Annotated in this window: 13 protein-coding genes and 3 pseudogenes; 7 read left to right on the plus strand and 9 right to left on the minus strand. The window is 58.9% G+C overall.

Annotated features, from left to right (window positions below; all coding sequences use genetic code 11):
- Positions 1 to 624 precede the first annotated feature (624 nt).
- Complete coding sequence (locus tag IWX65_RS15875; protein WP_196884394.1) at positions 625 to 813, plus strand: helix-turn-helix domain-containing protein; 189 nt, start codon at positions 625 to 627, stop codon at positions 811 to 813.
- A gap of 151 nt (positions 814 to 964) precedes the next feature.
- Positions 965 to 1,177: a hypothetical protein gene (locus IWX65_RS15880; protein ID WP_196884396.1), complete on the plus strand. Its 213-nt coding sequence runs from the start codon at positions 965 to 967 to the stop codon at positions 1,175 to 1,177.
- Between the two features lie 267 nt (positions 1,178 to 1,444).
- On the opposite strand, the gene IWX65_RS15885 is transcribed toward IWX65_RS15880, so the two are convergent.
- From IWX65_RS15885 to IWX65_RS15915, 7 genes are all read right to left on the minus strand, one after another.
- Positions 1,445 to 1,996, minus strand: a complete 552-nt coding sequence (locus IWX65_RS15885; RefSeq protein WP_196884398.1) for a PRC-barrel domain-containing protein — start codon at positions 1,994 to 1,996, stop codon at positions 1,445 to 1,447.
- 865 nt (positions 1,997 to 2,861) lie between these two features.
- Positions 2,862 to 3,419, minus strand: coding sequence for a dihydrofolate reductase family protein (locus IWX65_RS15890; RefSeq protein ID WP_196884400.1), 558 nt, complete (start codon positions 3,417 to 3,419; stop codon positions 2,862 to 2,864).
- An 818-nt stretch (positions 3,420 to 4,237) separates the two neighbouring features.
- Entirely contained in the window at positions 4,238 to 6,061 is a 1,824-nt protein-coding gene (locus IWX65_RS15895; protein ID WP_334683931.1) for a glycoside hydrolase family 3 protein, read from the minus strand.
- A gap of 135 nt (positions 6,062 to 6,196) precedes the next feature.
- Positions 6,197 to 6,985: a carbohydrate ABC transporter permease gene (locus IWX65_RS15900; RefSeq protein WP_196884404.1), complete on the minus strand. Its 789-nt coding sequence runs from the start codon at positions 6,983 to 6,985 to the stop codon at positions 6,197 to 6,199.
- Between the two features lie 121 nt (positions 6,986 to 7,106).
- A complete protein-coding gene (locus IWX65_RS15905) occupies positions 7,107 to 8,015 on the minus strand; it encodes a carbohydrate ABC transporter permease (RefSeq protein WP_196884406.1) in 909 nt (302 codons plus the stop codon).
- A 6-nt stretch (positions 8,016 to 8,021) separates the two neighbouring features.
- Entirely contained in the window at positions 8,022 to 9,299 is a 1,278-nt protein-coding gene (locus tag IWX65_RS15910; RefSeq protein WP_196884408.1) for an extracellular solute-binding protein, read from the minus strand.
- A 203-nt stretch (positions 9,300 to 9,502) separates the two neighbouring features.
- Positions 9,503 to 10,618 carry a LacI family DNA-binding transcriptional regulator gene (locus IWX65_RS15915; RefSeq protein WP_196884410.1) on the minus strand — a complete coding sequence of 372 codons (1,116 nt, stop codon included), beginning with the start codon at positions 10,616 to 10,618 and terminating at the stop codon, positions 9,503 to 9,505.
- Positions 10,619 to 11,344: 726 nt separating this feature from the next.
- Here IWX65_RS15915 and IWX65_RS15920 point away from each other — a divergent pair.
- From IWX65_RS15920 to IWX65_RS15940, 5 genes and pseudogenes are all read left to right on the plus strand, one after another.
- Positions 11,345 to 11,824, plus strand: coding sequence for a hypothetical protein (locus tag IWX65_RS15920; RefSeq protein WP_334683932.1), 480 nt, complete (start codon positions 11,345 to 11,347; stop codon positions 11,822 to 11,824).
- A 110-nt stretch (positions 11,825 to 11,934) separates the two neighbouring features.
- The gene (locus tag IWX65_RS15925) at positions 11,935 to 12,633 is read left to right on the plus strand and encodes a Crp/Fnr family transcriptional regulator (RefSeq protein ID WP_334683933.1); all 699 of its coding nucleotides are present in this window, start codon (positions 11,935 to 11,937) and stop codon (positions 12,631 to 12,633) included.
- Between the two features lie 574 nt (positions 12,634 to 13,207).
- Positions 13,208 to 13,937 (plus strand): annotated as a pseudogene (locus tag IWX65_RS17930) (transposase); the annotation flags it as partial.
- A 47-nt stretch (positions 13,938 to 13,984) separates the two neighbouring features.
- Positions 13,985 to 14,326 (plus strand): annotated as a pseudogene (locus tag IWX65_RS18115) (transposase); the annotation flags it as partial.
- A gap of 3 nt (positions 14,327 to 14,329) precedes the next feature.
- A pseudogene (locus tag IWX65_RS15940) lies at positions 14,330 to 15,394 on the plus strand (IS30 family transposase); the annotation flags it as partial.
- Positions 15,395 to 15,429: 35 nt separating this feature from the next.
- Here the strand turns inward: IWX65_RS15940 and IWX65_RS15945 are convergent.
- Complete coding sequence (locus IWX65_RS15945; RefSeq protein WP_334683934.1) at positions 15,430 to 16,236, minus strand: IS3 family transposase; 807 nt, start codon at positions 16,234 to 16,236, stop codon at positions 15,430 to 15,432.
- 47 nt (positions 16,237 to 16,283) lie between these two features.
- Positions 16,284 to 16,510: helix-turn-helix domain-containing protein (locus IWX65_RS17935; protein ID WP_334683935.1), on the minus strand; the 227-nt coding region annotated here is incomplete at its 5' end.

Here is a 16,510-nt window from a genome sequence, read left to right on the forward strand (position 1 = left end):
TGCCCGCACATTCCAGGTCGCCGCCAGAAGATTCGATGGACCCTTGCCAGGAACACTGCCATCTAGTGCTGTTCGCAGGCGGAGCAGGTCCTCGGCCACAGCAGCGGGCGGCGGCGTCCCCATCTGCATCATGAACCCCATCGAACCACACTCGTTGAATCAGACCCGGTCTTCGCCGTACGGGGAGCCCAATATCCCGCCAACGATATGGGGGCCGCCCACCGTCGCATGCGTTGAAAGGTTCAGCGGGCTCGGCCAAGGCCCGATTGCCCGGACTGCTGGGACCGGTGCTGGAGGGTATGAGCGTTGCATCAGTTTTCAGGATGGTCGGTGAGGGTTTGAGAGCCTTTCGGGCTGGGAAACGCCCCGCCGATTGGTATGGCTAAGCACGGGTCAAGGTCCGCGGTAGTGGAGGAGCAGCCAAATTAAGCCACGCGGGTCGTTGCGGAGAAGGATCCGCTGCCGGTGGTCGGTGCGGGGGTTCTAAAAGTTCGAGGTCGAATCAACTACTCGGTCGTGAAAAGCGGATGACCGGTAGTTATTACTCGTGCAGATGGCATGAGGAGTGGTCAAAGTTGAAGATGTCACAAAAGTGGTGGATGGAACTCTTGAGAGTGGTAGGTAATGGCGGGACGTATTGACATGACGGAGCCTCTGATGACCGTTTCGGAGATAGCAACGATGATGCGGGTATCAAAGATGACGGTGTATCGGTTGGTGCAGTCCGGGGCGATCGACGGGATCCGGTTTGGTCGCTCGTACCGGGTGCCAGAGGCATCGGTGCAGCAGTTCCTCAAATCCGCGAGTTCCTGACACGGACCCATTGTCGGTAACTGCCAGCTGCAGCCCGTATCGGGTTAAGGGCGCCGCCGGGTTCCTGTTTTCCACCTCGTCGGGTGGGGGCTCTCAGCGCAGTCCGTTTAGGACCAAGCCGGCCACCTCTATACGTTGAAAGGTGCATCTCATGAGCAACGAGAATTCAGTGGCCTCCACTGGCAAGAAATCCAAGCACGAACCGGAGAAGGTTTCGGGGAAACCATCGAACGAGGATCGGGAGGATATTCACCCGATTCCGAAATCGCCGGTAGAGGACAGTGATGCCACTCCCGAAGGGCTTCGAGATGCTCCCGCCCTTGAGGAAGACGACGACAGTCTGGTCAAACCGGAAAACAGCTAACACCTTCCGTGTGGTCGATGCCCTTTGGCTATCCGTGCGGTCCTCAAGGATCTCGGCTCAGAATGTAAGCCGCTTCGGCATTCTGGGTGGTGAGGTCAGTGTCGAAGCTGAAGCCATCCAGGCCGAGCCACTTAAGTTCTGGGCGCCGCTGCGTGGCGGAGGCTTTTCTTGCTGCCGGGTGCTTCTAATCGTTTTGGCGCCTCTCAAAGGGCCAGTGATTCACGCCCCTGGAAGGTGTCTGGTGTCTTCAACGCTGCTGGAATCTGCTCATTCGGGAAATTCGTATCGACGCAACCGGTGCTGTCGTGCCGAATTGTCGCGGTCGGGCTCGCTGTCGGCGGGGTGATTGGGGTGGACCCTGTCCGGGTCGGTTTGATCCGTGAATACTCCAGCGGGCCGACCGGTACCAGTCACGCCGCTATAGGTGCTGTCGTCATCGGTATCGGGATTCACCAACGAAGACGTTTCAGTGGCTGAATCCGGGGTTCTTAGGCCTCCGTGTCCGCCGAGCCCGTAATGCTGATACAGCCGGTTCTCTTCCTCGACAGTGAGGACGCCACCTGGATTTACCCGCGGCGCATCCTTTACCTGATCCTTGGTGTAATTAATGCGGACGTTATCACCGTCCATCACCGCGCCGTCCAACGGTACAAAGGACTCAGACATACCGAAGAGCCCTGTACTGACCGTCATCCACCGTGGACTGTTGGTCTGGTCATCAAGGTATACCTGCCCCGACGAGCCGATCTTATTACCATCGGAGTCGTAGGTTTTGCCGTTGTTGTTCAGTACCCGGTCGATATTTTCTTGACTAATCATGTCCTTCTCCCTGCTCGTTATCGGCTAGATCTGGAATGAACTGTGGTGCGTCCGGCTGCCGCAGACGGATTCTCGGTGGTTGTGCCCCGTCGCCGTCTATGGTGTCTTCGGCGTGTTATTCACCGAGAAAGACTGTCAACGCTTCATGCTCAGCCATGGGTTCACCCTAGGCTCGGGAGCCGGATCGGGCAATCACTGGAAACGGCGCACGAATCAGCAGGCAGCGTTCCATCTCCGCGTCAATTGGGATCAGGCTGCGGGGGCATTGGCAGGTTCTTTCATCTTGCCTGTTTTGTGCGCTGATTTGATCATCTTTTTGCACCATTGGCGCAGGCGCTTCAAGTGCCAGGAGCCGGGACGCAGAGCCAGGGGACAGGGCCGGGTCATCTCTTGACCACTGGTGACGCTAGCGGTGGTGGTGCTTCACGTGCTCTTTTCCTGACCGAGGCCTCATGGGATCATGTGAGGATGAGCGAAGGCAGGGAACGCCCGTCAGTCCCGGTAGCTGGTCGTGATCACCGGTCAGGGACGTACAGGCATGATCCGGGAGCGTCATCCACCGACCAGATGCGCATTGTGGCCAAGCGGCGCAGGGATACTGAGGAAAAGCTCAAACAGCACCAGCAGGAGTCCCGAAACAAAACCGCGAAAGACCTCGGCTGACAAACCCGAGGCGCACCATGCGGCTCGATAACGCTGTGGAAACCCGCTGACCAAATAAGTTCGGACGTGCGTCGGAGGGTTTGCGATCCAGGCGTGCAAGAGAAATTTCGTTCGACCGCAGCACTCAACGCCATGCATGCTCCTGTTCCCGTAGCTGGTGGCTGTCCTTCAGCAGCCCGATAGCGGTTCGGGTCAGGAATCCTTAGTTAGTGGTGTACCGGAGAAACATGACTCCATCGTCGAAATGGTGCTGCTCAACCAGGGCGAGTCGAACACGCACATCGGTGGGGAAAAAGGGTCGGCCACCGCCCACCACGACGGGATGGACGTAGAGCTGAAATTCATCCACGAGCCCGGCCCGGATGGCGTTCCCGGCTAGGCATGGCCCTGAAATTCCGATGTCCTGCTCCAGCTTCGCTTTCATCCGCTCGACTTCTTGCAGGTCGAATGTTCGCCTAAGTTGGGTCCGAGCCGTTGACACAGCGTCGAGGGTGGTGGAATACACGATCTTGTTGGTTGCCTGCCAGATTCGTGCGAAGTCGTCGACGAGCGGGTACTGGCCGGGCCTCTGGCCCGCTGTTTCCCATTCCATCATCTCCTCATACATGCACCTGCCATAGAGGTACGTACCGATCGAGCGCTCCCGCCACGTGAGATAGGCAAGGACATCATCGCTGGGGATGCTCCAGTCGTAGTTGCCTTCGGGGTCCGCCACGAAACCGTCGACAGACACACTTCCTGAGCTAATCAGCTTCACCATTGCCACCACTCCTTGCTGGCTGGTACTTCTCATCAACCTGGCTGTCGTTAGTTGCATGGCCCGTGAACGGACGACGTCGAGTCAAACTGATCATCGACGAAGCAAAATAATCAGCGGCACTGCTAATGAAGCTGAGTTAGCACCAGTTCCATGCCCTGCTGTTCCACGTTCGCCCTGCAGCGGTGGATTGTAGAAACCGCCAGCTTTCCACAGGTCGAGATACCCACTTCCGCAAGATGTTTCCATACATCGACCCGCCAGGTGAGTCCGCGGGTATTTGGAGGCACTGGCTAAAAGATGGCCGAGTATTGCGCCCGTGAAGTCAGGTGATCACTACGCGTGCCGGCTTACTGGTTCGGCCCTAATCTCTGAGTCAGGGTTCTTGACGGATCACCACCGGTGCTGGTCCGTCAGAAGTGGAACCCTGAAAGGTTGCGCTACAGCGAGGGCTTCGATCAGCGCATGCCATCTTTCGTGTACTGCGGAAGATCCCGGAACGGGGTCGGCGACGAAAAGGAACTCTCTTGAGACCAGGGTTCCACCCCCAGCCGTCGTCGACCCCCCTCTTCCGTGAGCCGATCGAAGAATGTTCGATCGACTCCACGGTTGTCTCCGCTACCCCGGGACGTGGGGCACCCGGCAAGCTGACGATCCGACTCACGACGCAGAGAGCACATATTGACCCTTCCTTCAGCGTCACATTACCTCTCAGCTCCCGCCCGTTAGCCGATCCTCCACCGCTCCATTTTTCCCGCAGCCGCATCTCGGCCTCGGATTTTTCTGTTAGTTTTTCAACGATTTCCGTACTCGGCACAGTCTCATGTGCTGGATGCATTGTTGGTATTTAGAGCTTCCTTGAATGGCACAGGTATCGCAAGGCCGTGACCGTAGGTGAAAAGTGGGTCTGCGGTGTCACTGGCTACGTCGGGGCGGGAGGCGCGCACGTTTGCCATGGAGGATGGGATTTCGAATGGAAGACGTCCCTGGGGTTGGATACGCCCGCTGAGGGCTTCGAGAAGGGCTTCATCTGATACTCCAAAAGTTCCAATGAGTGCTGCGGCAATGTCGTTCAGAGGGGTGAGTATGGCTGGCCGGTCCAAACGCACATCGATGATTAGTGGGATGCGCTGGGCCAATGCGCACAGCCTGTGTATCAGTCCGGGAGGGAAGTCAAGAGACCCTGCGTGAAAGTGTTTCTCGAGGAAAAGGTCGTCGCGGTGCTCCCAGGGCGCGTGTAGCCGGATGATCGCCAGATCTGCGCGGGACGGATCTATTGTGGGGTTACCAAAGCCGGTGATGCTGAAGGGATCCATGCCCTCGATGTAGATGTTGGGGTGATTTCTTAAAGGTAGGATCGGTTCGGCCCCGCAGATGCGGTTGGTCAGTATAGTCACTGATGTCGCCTGGGCGCGGTGTCCTTCTGCTCTGAATTCTGCGTTGCCGACGGTTTTGGCAGCGGCGGTCTCGTCCACGTATGGGTTATCGAATAGGCCAAGCCGGAATTTTATGAGTAGGAGCCGGCGGGCTGATTCATCAATTCGTTGTTCGCTGACCTGTCCGTCGCTGACCATACCGATGAGCAAGTCAGTAGATTCTTCTCCGCCAAATTGATCTATGCCGGCGTGAAGGATTTTCAGCATGCGTTCGGCGGCGGTGAGGTCCTCGGAACCCCAGGCGCGGGCCGGAAGGACTTGGTCTCCTACAATGTTGTCGTTGACCAGTTCCCAGTCACTGAGCACCACGCCGTCGTAGCCGAGTTCCCCTCGTAGCAGGTCTGTGATGATCTGCCGGTTGTAACCGAATCCAACCTCTTCGATGTGCTCGCCGCGTCGGTGCAGTCCGACCGGCATCCCGTAGTAGGGCATGATTGCGCTGGTGTGATGCGCGATGGCCGTTCTAAAGGGATGAAGGTGCTCCTCGAAGCGGCCGCCGGGATAAACCTGTTCGCGGCCGTAGGGAAAGTGTGGGTCCTCACCGTCCTGTTGCGGGCCTCCTCCGGGAAAGTGTTTAGTGGTGCAGGCAACACTGCCCGGGGCAAGTTCTTCGCCCTGAAGCCCTTTCAGATACTCGATCACATACTCGGCAGTCCGTTCCCAGTTCTGCCCGAAAGTTCCTGCCTGGCGACCCCACCGCGGTTCGGTGGAAAGATCGACTGTGGGATGCAGTGCTGCACGGATTCCGACCGCGGTGTATTCCAGGCGCACAATCTCGGCGAACCGCCGGATCAGTTCCGGGCTGCCTATGGCGGCTAGTCCGAGTGGTTCGGGCCACTGGGAGAAGTGGCCAGCGGTGAAAGACACTCCCGAGTTTTCGATGAAAGCGTGCCTCGGATCGGTGGAGATCGTTATGGGGATGCCATGGGGGCTGGTTTCGGCGAGGCTTTGAAGGTTGTTGTTCCATCGGGCGGCTTGGGTTGGACTTCCGAGCGCGTGGACGTTGAAATGGTTGATCAATTTCTTTCTAACGACTGTGCTTGTGGAGGATTTACTGATGTTTCCAGGGTGTTCGAGCAGCGTTCCGTCCGGGCCGGTTTCAATTACCGTATGAAACATCAGCCCAACTTTTTCCTCCAAACTCAGCCGGGGCAGAAGATCGGCGACGCGTTCCTCTGCGGGCAGCGCAGGGTTTTCGAAGGGATCCATGTGCCCATTGTGATTGAGGTCGCGGTAAGGGGTTCCATCCAGGGCAACTGAGGTTCGAAGGTAACTGGACAAGAATTGCGCGGGCATATAAAACTCACTTTCTGGAAAGCATGGCCGGTCCGAAATAGGAGCGATCTACTTGATGCCTGCGGCGGCGACGCTTTGAATGAAAAAGCGCTGCAATGCGATAAACAGGACGACGATGGGGGTGATGACCAAGACGGCGCCAGCCAAGAGCAGGCCATAGTCGGTGGCGTTCTGGCCCGTGGAGAACAGGGACAACGCCACCGGAAGGGTGTATTTTTCTTCGCTTTGCGCCGCGACCAGCGGCCATAGGAAATTGTTCCACGAGCTAAGGAAAGTCAGGATCCCTAGGGTGGCCAGGGCAGGGCCACACAGCGGAAGGACGATTCGGGTAAAGATCCGGAGTTCGCCGGCACCGTCGATCCTTGCCGCTTCGATAAGCGAGTCAGGTATTCCCATGATGAACTGCCGCATGAGAAACACGCCGAGCGGAGAGACAAGGAAAGGAAGAATTAGCGCCGGATAGGTATTAACGAGGCCTATGGTGCTGACCATGACGAACATCGGCACGAAGGTGACCACGCCGGGAATCATCAAGGTGATCATTACCAGTAGAAACAAGAATTTCTTGCCGGGAAAATCCATCTTCGCCAGCGCGTATCCGACCATTGAGCAGAACAATAAATTTCCGAGCACCGTGAAAACTGCAACAACCAGGCTGTTGGTGAAGAACTGGCCGATATTCAGGTCAGTGAACCACCTGTCATAGTTCTCCAACGTAGGGTCCTGCGGCCACCAGGTGACAGGCCGCTGCAATAGTTCTCCTTGAGTCTTGAAGGATCCTAGCAGCATCCACGCGAACGGCAAGAGCGTGGCCACGGCTGCCACGATGAGTGCCATATATGTCCATGCGCGTCTGAAATTGCGGCTTGACCGAGGTTTATTTGTGATTGGCGTCCCGCCTGTGGCCGATCCCGCGATGCGTCTGATGTCATTGGAGGTCTTCAACCTGTCTCCTCGCTTAGTCTTTGGAGCGTAGTGCCCGGAACTGGACCAGGCTGAGTAAGGCAATGGCAACGAAGAGCACATAACTGGCTGAGGAAGCAAGACCGTAATCGCCAAAACCGAATTGGTTGTAGGTGAAGTAGCTGACCGACAGCGTTGAGTCCAGTGGCCCGCCTTCAGTCATGACGAACGGTTCCTCAAAGAACTGGAGGAACCCGACAGACAGCAGGACCGCGCCTAGCAACAAGGTCGGACGCAGCAAAGGCAGCGTGATGCTGAAAAATCTCTGCCACCCGCTGGCGCCGTCAACCTCGGCAGCCTCAAGAGTTTCTGCGGGCACGTTTTGCAGGCCGGCCAGAAAGATGATCATCAGGGTACCCATATTGCGCCATACGGCCAGCATGATCATCGAAGGCATGGCCCACGAAGTGCTGTTGAGCCAGTCCGGGCCAGCGATGCCAACCCATCCAAGCACAATGTTCAGCAGGCCGTCCGGCTGGAGGATGAACCTCCACACAACAGCGACGGCGACGATGCTGGTCACCACCGGTGTATAGAAGCCAACCCGGAATGCCGTCCGGAAACGAACAATACCGCTATTGAGCGCTACGGCCAACGCCAGCGCGATAACCATCGTGAGGGGAATTCCGACTGCGACGAAGTAGGCGGTGTTCAGCATTGAACGCAGAAACTGCTCATTGCCAAATAATGTTATGTACTGCTCCAGCCCAACGAATCGCACTGCAAGGGGACTCTGAACATCCCGACTCGTGAAATCTGTGAATGACATGACCAACGATGACACCAGCGGCACCAGCAGGAACACACTGAAAATGACCACAAACGGCAGGGCAAACAGCCAGGCAGTGAGAGCTTGTTTCCGGCGGCGCATAGTGCCCGGCTGTGTCCGGGAAGTTGTCCCCATTGCTGTTTAGTTGCCCGTGCCGATGGATTCGGCTTCGGCCTGCAGCTCCTTGATAGCGGTAGCAGGGTCTTTGCCGGCTTTTACGATCTGTTCGAGCTCACTATCTCCCGCCGCCGAGACCTTGGTCCAGGTGTTCACCGCGGGCGGTGCCATAGTATCGTCGAGCTGCTCTCCAAAGACAGCAAGATTTTCATCGCCGGATAGCGAAGGGTCCTGCCATGAACTCTGCTGCGCTGGCAGTACCCCGCTGGCTTCGTACCACTTAAGCTGAACCTCGGGCTGGGAAAGCCACTGGACAAGCTTCCATGCCGCATCGCGGTTATCAGTATCCTTGAAAACCGCCATGTTCGCTCCCCCAATGAAAGACGTCGCGCTTTCCTTTGTCGGAAGGGTTGCCACCTTGAACTTGTCCGCGAAATCCGCGCCCCCGGCCTGTTCCAGCTGACCGAGGAAGAACGGGCCCTCAATTACCACCGGCGTAGTACCGTTCACGAAGTCTGATTCCATCGCCCCGGCCGCGGTGTTAGCGTTTTCGTCGGCGATGCCCTCCGTGAAGAATCCCTGATAGTACTCCATCGCTTCGATCATTTCCGGCGTATCGATCGTCCACTCGCTGCCATCATCGCTGAGCAGCTCGACTCCATTGGACCAGGCGAAGGGCATCATCGACTGGAAGGAGTCGGCGGTCCCCGTCGGAAGCCGGATGCCGTATTCCGCTCCGGCCTCGGTCTGCATGGCCTTCGTAAAGGCCTTGAAGTCATCCCAATTGGAAGGGAAATCCGAATATCTCGCCTGCTCGGCCAGATCGCTGCGATAGTAGACCACACGGGTATCCACATACCACGGCACACCGTAATTTATGCCCTCGATCTCAGTGGTACCCACTGCGCTCGGGAAGAACCCGCCGGTTTCGATCTCTTGCGGTGTCGGATCGAATGCATAGCTGAAGTCCGACATCCACGTCGTGCCCATCTGGGCTATATCCGGGGTGCTTTCGCCAGCGATAGCGGTTTGATACTTATTGTGTGCAGCGTCCCACGGGATGGCCGTGACATTCACAGTGACGTCCGGGTTTTCCGCTTCGAAATCCTCAAGCAGAGCTGGCAGCAATTCCGCTTCGGCGCCTTGCGCCCACATGCTGAGCTCACCCGTGGCTGGCCCGGAACTGATGGCTGCAGCAGGATCTGCTGATTCTTCATTCTCGGCATCCCGGCCACAGCCTGATAACAGTAGTGCCGCTGCCAACCCTACGGCTGCCACCTTCGTTGCCTTTGTATGGATCATTGTCGTTTCCCTTCTGGACGATGAGTGCCTGATGCCAGCGGCGGGGCGCAGTAACGCCTCAATCAATGCGCTTAGATCCGGTTGTCCAACTGATCTAAGCCCATGACTTGTGAGTTTGGCAACACTTAGAGGGAAAATTCCTTAGACGGAGCTTTTTCTCGGGACGAACTTCAGCGCAACTTTCGGAAAACCGGCTACCTGGATCAGGCCGGGGCTTGCGATGGTCGACGTATGGAGCAGCCACAGCTTTCGCGCAGCACAAGCTGAACCGGTAACTGCCGGTTCACGCGCGGCTTGTCAGCGTCGCCGAGCCGTTCAAGGAGGATGCTGACGGCTTCCCGCCCCATTCGTTCCATCGGTTGGCGCACTGTGGTCAGCGACGGTTTCACAATTCTGCCTGCGGCGATCCCGTCAAAGCCGGTCACAGCTACCCTTGAGGGAACATCCACTCCCATATCGGACAGCGCATCAATGACGTCCAGCGCTTCCGGGTCGGTTGCGCACACAAAGCCCTGAGGCAACGAGCCGGAGTTCAGAAGATCGCTTATAAGCCAGACGATGTGGTCTGGGTTTTCCGAGGAGACAGTGGGTCGCTGCGGTGCGGGAAGGTTTGCTGCTTTCAAGGCAGCGCTGAAGCCCTCGAACCGGGCTTCGCTGTCCGAGGTGACTAGCGCTCCAATGAAGTGCAAATTTCTGTACCCGTGCGTCGCTATGAGGTGTTCGGTCAGAAGGCGCATCCCTTCTGCGTTTTGCACCGTGACATGATTCACCACAGAGCCGTTTTGCGAGGGCTCGGACAGCTCCACTACCGGAATCCGACGCGAGATGCGGCGCAGTGTCTCTTCCGGGACTGTCCGCGGAAAAACCGCCAGACCGTCGACCCGCCCTGCGATATCCGCCACTACCGCTTCGCTGCTGGAGCGGTTGCCTCCGCCGATCATCAAGGCCAATCCCCGGTGCCAGCACTCAAGCTCGAATCCGCGTTGCACTTCATCCACATAGAGCGGAAAGAGCCGGAACTCCTCATTCAAATCGAAGCGCAACGACTCCTCGTCATCATTCAGAGCTGTTAGGGGTTTCCGCCGGTCGGCTGGTTCAGCAAGATAATCGAAAGAGAACAACCCCAAGGCGCCCGTGCGGCCACGCGCTAGGCCACGCGCACTTCCGCTGGGGACATAGCCCAACACATCTGCGGCTCTTATTATCGCGTCCCGGGTGGACTCCCTCACCCGCTCAGGTTGCCTGAAGGCAAATGAAACCGTCGCGATGGACACTCCGGCAAGACTTGCCACATCGTAAACTGTGGGACTTTTAGGCACGCGATATCCCTTTCGACCTTGATTCTAAGCGGATAACCCAAGCGGCAACAATGCTGCAGGCGATAGCGGTCGCGCTGGTTCGATCGTCCTTGTATGAAAAGGAGCGCATTGGTGATTCTGTCCCAGAGTACTTCCTAGGCGCGAGCTTATTAGGCGGTGTAGCAGCTGTGACGGTGTTTGTCGTTGTAGAAATGAAGCCACCGGTTCACGGCGTTGCCAGTTCGATGAGCGTCTATCAGAACCGTTACCGGTCGAGCAGCTCGGTCTGCATGCATTCCCGGAAAGGCTCCCTGACCGCGAGGTCGGCATGGATCCTATGATTCGTAGGTACACCTTCGTACTCCTCGAGATAGTGCTGGATTCGGGCTGTCGGGCTGTCGGGCTGTCGGGCTGTCGACGCGTTCCGGCGAGTGGCAATCGCCGAGCGTGGGCGTGTTTGCCTGTGGTAGCGACGTCGCAGGCAGCCCGGACGTGCTTCGCGGGTAGGTAATCGGGGTGGGCTGCAGGACGAATGGGGATGGGCGGTGCTTTTCTAGTCCATTCTGGGTCTGCTTACCGGCTTATGCCGTGTACCGGACGGTGAGAGGTCGATGATCGGGCCTGGCTGCTACAGTCTCCAGGCGTCACTACCCGGGGGTTCGTTGGTGTTGTGTGTTCCAGATTACAGAGCCGGGGCGAGGTGGAGCCTACCGTCGGAGAACATTTGCGACGAGGAAGGTATGCATCATGACTGCATCACATAACGCGGCACCGGCTAATGCCGCCGGCAATACTCCGTCCGCTTCGACGGCTCCACCCATTACGTTGCGGCTCGTGGCCGGTGTTGTCGGTGGGTTGAGCGGTGGAGTGGTCTTTGGCGCTTTGATGGCCATGATGGGTATGCTCCCGATGATTGCCTCCCTTATCGGCTCCACTTCAGCAGCCGTGGGATTCATCGTCCACCTGGCGATCTCCATACTGATAGGGCTCGCCCTGACCATTCCCGGTGCTGGCCTGCTCACCGGCGGCCTCGTGAAAAGCGCTTTCATTGGTCTGGTCTACGGGGCCCTGTGGTGGGTACTGGGGCCTCTGCTGATCATGCCTGCCATGATGGGGATGCCTGTCCTCACCCTCGGCGGGTCGTCCCTGATGTCCCTGGTGGGACACCTGATGTATGGTCTTATTCTGGGACTGGTCGCGGCCGTCATCATCCGACGCCGCCGATGACTGCACCGATGACGGCGCACCGCTTGAATGACGCGTGCTCGAGAACTGTCCTGTCCGCCGCTAGTACGCTGGTGAAAGGGTGGGCACCCCACGAACGGGAGGGAGATTCCTTGGCTGAGACAGGGGAGCCCTTCAGTTGCCTCAACGCCGTCGAGCTTTTCGTTGACCTCTCGGCGCGCGACCTGGCAGCCCTGGACCGGGCGTCTCCTCCGAAACGGTTCGGCAGCGGTGAACTTGTCTTTAGTCAGAGCCAGCCGGTGAGTGCCCTGTTCATTCTCAAGGAAGGCCGGATCAGGATTTTCCGTGTCGCCGAGGACGGGAAAACCCTCACCATCGCGATCCTGGAACCCGGGGCGGTCTTCGGCGAGATGCTGCTGGTTGGACAGCAAATGTATGACAACTACGCCGAAGCCATCGAGGACTCCGTCATCTGCCAGCTCAGCGCCGCGGACGTCGAGGAACACTTTCTTTCCAACCCCAAGATTGCTGTGAAAATCTCCCGCCTCCTCGGCGAACAGGTGGCCCGCCTCGAGGAGCGACTCACCGACATGGCGCTGCGGCCCCTCACGGCGCGGACCGCTTCGACACTGCTCAAACTCGCTGACACAGCCCCGCGCAGCCGCTTCAGCCACGCCCGCGCCGTGAAACTCACCCACGAGCAGCTCGCCGGACTCCTCGGTGCCACCCGCGAAGCGACCAGCAAAACCATGGCCGACTTCGCCGCCCGCGGGCTCATCCGGCAGGGCCGCGGACGCATCACCATCGACGACGTCGACGGGCTCCGCCGCATCTCCCGCACCACCTTCTGACAACCACCTCGTCGAGACCGACCTCGATGTACCCGCAGCCCCAGGACTCTAAACATCCGCGCGGACCCGTGCCGATTCGTCCCGGCGACGAGCACGTGTGCCCGTCGCTACCGGCTGCTCGAGCCCACACGGAAGTCGGCCCATAGGAACACCGAGCGCGTAGGAAAAGACCATGAGAATTGAATTGCTGCACATTTCACATTGCCCGCACACCGAGGAAACAGCACTGAGAATCCGTAGCGCCCTGGCCGCTTTGGGAAGAGCTGACCTCAAGGTGTATCGGAAGGAACTGACATCATCAGCGGAAATCCAAGGGACCGCTTTCGCGGGTTCTCCGACCATCGCCCTTGATGGTATCGATCTCTTTCCCACCCGGGCACCCACCACAGATCTCGCTTGCCGTATCTACCACACACCAGAAGGTGTCTCCGGACTTCCTACCGCGGGCCAACTACACGAAGCCCTAGGACAATGCCTGAGCAGCTAATCTCACCACCCCGGAGAGGGCTGTTGAAGGTTTGATTGACTCCTGACCTCTGAGGATTTGAATGTCTTTGGTGGAAGGATGATCACCATGTCCAAGCCCTACCCTGTTGAGTTCCGCCGTGATGTTGTGGCGGTCGCTCGGAAGCATCAAGCGCCGTTGGCTCAGATCGCAAAGGACTTCGGGGTCAGTGAGGCGACGCTGCATAACTGGTTGCGTAAGGCCGATGTCGAGGACGGGATCGCCTCGGGTGCCACTGGTGCCGAGGCCTCCGAGATCCGGACCCTAAGAAACGCGTGCGCCTGCTGGAGCAGGAAAACGAAGTCCTGCGTCGAGCCGCGGCGTACCTGTCTCAGGCGAACCTGCCAAAAAATTGATGTTTCAACGCTAGCGGGAGGTACCCCCACCGCTGGTCCGTGAACTGGCCGCGACCGATGCCCTGATCCGGGTGCCGGTCGCGGTGACCTGCCGGGTTCTGGGATTCTCGAAGCAGGCGTTCCACGCCTGGGAGAAGAACCCTGTTAGTGACCGTGTGTAGGACGAGGCGCACCTGATCAACGCCACCGTCGATGCCCACCGCGATGACCCGACCTTCGGCTACCGGTTCATCGCAGATGAGCTGGCGGAGCAGGGTTTCACCGCTTCCGAGCGGCGCATCTGTCGGCTGTGCTCCCAGCAGCGGCTGTGGAGTGTCTTCACCAAAAAGCGCGGCCTGAACCGCAAAGCCGGCCCTCCGGGGCATGACGATCGGGTTCAACGCGACTTCACCGCAACAGCACCGAACCAGCTGTGGCTGACCGACGTCACTGAACACCCGACTACTTGTATTCCAGCAGTCGTCGCAACACCTGATGGAAGGTGGTGGCGATGGCGGGTAAGAAGTACACGGACGAGCAGAAGGACGAGTTTTTCCGGCTCCTCGATCGAGGTGGCACCGTTCGTGCTGCCGCGCGAGCAGTCGGAGTGAATGAGAACGCCGGATACAACTGGCTGCGCAAGACGGGACTAACGATGGAGCGGGCCGTCCCGCGCGTGTATTCGCCGGAGTTGAAAGCAGAGTTCCTTCGGCTGGTAGAGGAGCGTCAGATCATCTCGACCGTCGCCGTCGAGCTTGGTATCCACCGACCGACCGCGTATGCGTGGGCGCGAAAAGCCGGTATCTCCACGAGCGAAGCCCGCAGGGTCAACCCGCGACGAGAGGAATTCCTACGACTGCGAGCTACTGGTCTCACGCGTACGCAGGCCCGTGCTGCAGTCGGCGCCGATGCCCGGTCGGCGACGGATTGGGACAAAGGGATCACGATCATCACAAGGGGCCGGATCTATCCCGATGGTCGTGTGGTGAGGTATCCCGAGAAGAACAATGGGCTTATGACTGAACGAAGATCCCGTGCCATTGGTGGAACTATCGACCTGAACATCGTCGAGAAGATCATCCATCCTCGCTATCTCAGCGTCATGGATCGCGAGCACCTGCACGACCTTTATCGGTCGGGCCTATCGATCCGCGCTATCGCCCAGGCCATGCAGCGGTCGCCGTCGACGATCAGTCGTGAACTGCACCGCAACACGATCTCGGCCCGTGGGTACTTGCCACACACGGCGCACCGACTATCCGTGACACGAAGAGCTCGGCCGCGGACACCGAAGATCGTCGTCAACGACAAGCTCCGCGCCTACGTCCAACGGAGGCTCTCGAGAAAGTGGTCGCCCCAGCAAATTAGTCATCGGATGGTGAAAGATTTCCCGGCCTTGAAGGAGATGCGGGTGAGTACGGAGACGATCTACCAAGCGATCTATGTGCACGCCCGAGGTGAGCTGCGGCGGGAACTTGGAACGCAGCTGCGGCGAGGTCGCGTCGCCCGGAAACCTCGAAAGCAGCCAGACGCTCGGCGTCCACGATTCATCGATCAGATGCGGCCCATCAGCGAACGGCCGGCCGAGATCGAGACCCGACAAATTCCCGGCCATTGGGAGGGAGATCTCATCATCGGCGCTCTCGGTGGCTCCGCGATCGCCACCCTGGTCGAGCGGACGACCAGGTTCGTGATGCTCGCGCATCTTGGTTGTGAAAGGAACGCCGAAGCGCTCCGCGATTCGCTGATCACCACAGTCCGCCACCTACCCGCGTCGCTTCGACAATCGCTGACCTGGGACCAGGGCGCCGAGATGGCCGAGCATCGCGCATTCAGCGTCGCGACGAACGTCGACGTCTACTTCGCTGATCCCGGATCCCCTTGGCAGCGCGGCAGCAACGAAAACACCAACGGGCTCCTGGAGTGGTCCCCGGAAGTTGGACTGTTAGTTGAACGTTACGCGGTAGCGGGGTGGCGGGCGAGGTATTCGTCGGGGCTGAGGTAGCCGAGTCTTTGTTGGATGCGGGTGCTGTTCCACCACTGCAGGTACTCGTTCAGCCCGGTATGGAATTGCTCGATGGTGTTCGGTTGCTGGATCCGGAACCATTCCTCTTTGAGGTGGCTGAAGAACCCTTCCATGGAAGCGTTATCGAGACAGGTGCCCTTCCGGGACATCGATTGAGTCAGTCCGGCTTCGTGGAGCGTGTTCTGCCAGTGCGGGTGCCGGTATTGAAATCCTTGGTCGGAGTGGACGAGGGGTCGCTCGTTCGGGCCGAGACCGCTGATCGCGGCGCGGAGACCGTCGGTGACCATTTTGACGCTCGGAGACGGACCTGCCATGACGGAGACGATCCGGTTGTCGTGAAGATCAAGGACCGGTGAGACGTAGACCTTGGCGGCTCCGACCGTGAACTCGGTGACGTCGGTGGCCCATTTCGTGTGTTTGGTCGCGGTTTCGAACTGGCGGTTCAAGAGGTTCTCAGCCGTCTTACCGACTTCACCGCGGAAGGAGTTGTATCTGCGCCGGCGACGCACCGGGCTTTGCAGTCCGAGCCCGCGCATGAGCTTCAGCACGGTCTTCTTGGACACCGTCCACCCCTGCCGCAGCAGCATGGCCAGGACGCGTCGATGCCCGTACGCACTGCGCCCCTGGGCGAAGACTTCACGGATGGCCGCTTTGAGCTCCTCGTGCCGGTCCGGCCGGGTGAGCCGGGTGCGGTGGTCATAGAACGTGGAGCGGGGAAGCTTCGCCAACTCCAACAAGAGCGGTAACCGGTGGTGGGCCTTGAGATCATTGATCCCGTGGACTTTCAGCGTCGTTGCTGTGATCCCAAGGCCCGCAATTTTCCCAGGTACGCCACCTCCGCACGCAATCGCTCGTTCTCTCTGCGGAGCTGCTCGACCTCGCTCTCAAGGACAGGATTCTCCCGAGCGACCGGTCGTCGGCCCCGTTTCTTCGGACGTAGCCCGTCCTCACCATCGCGTCGGTAGATCTTCGCCCAGTTCGTGACGGTGCCGGGTGAGGGAAGGTCGTACT

Origin of the sequence: Arthrobacter sp. CAN_A214 (genome assembly GCF_015751955.1) — a bacterium.
Taxonomy (GTDB): domain Bacteria; phylum Actinomycetota; class Actinomycetes; order Actinomycetales; family Micrococcaceae; genus Arthrobacter_D.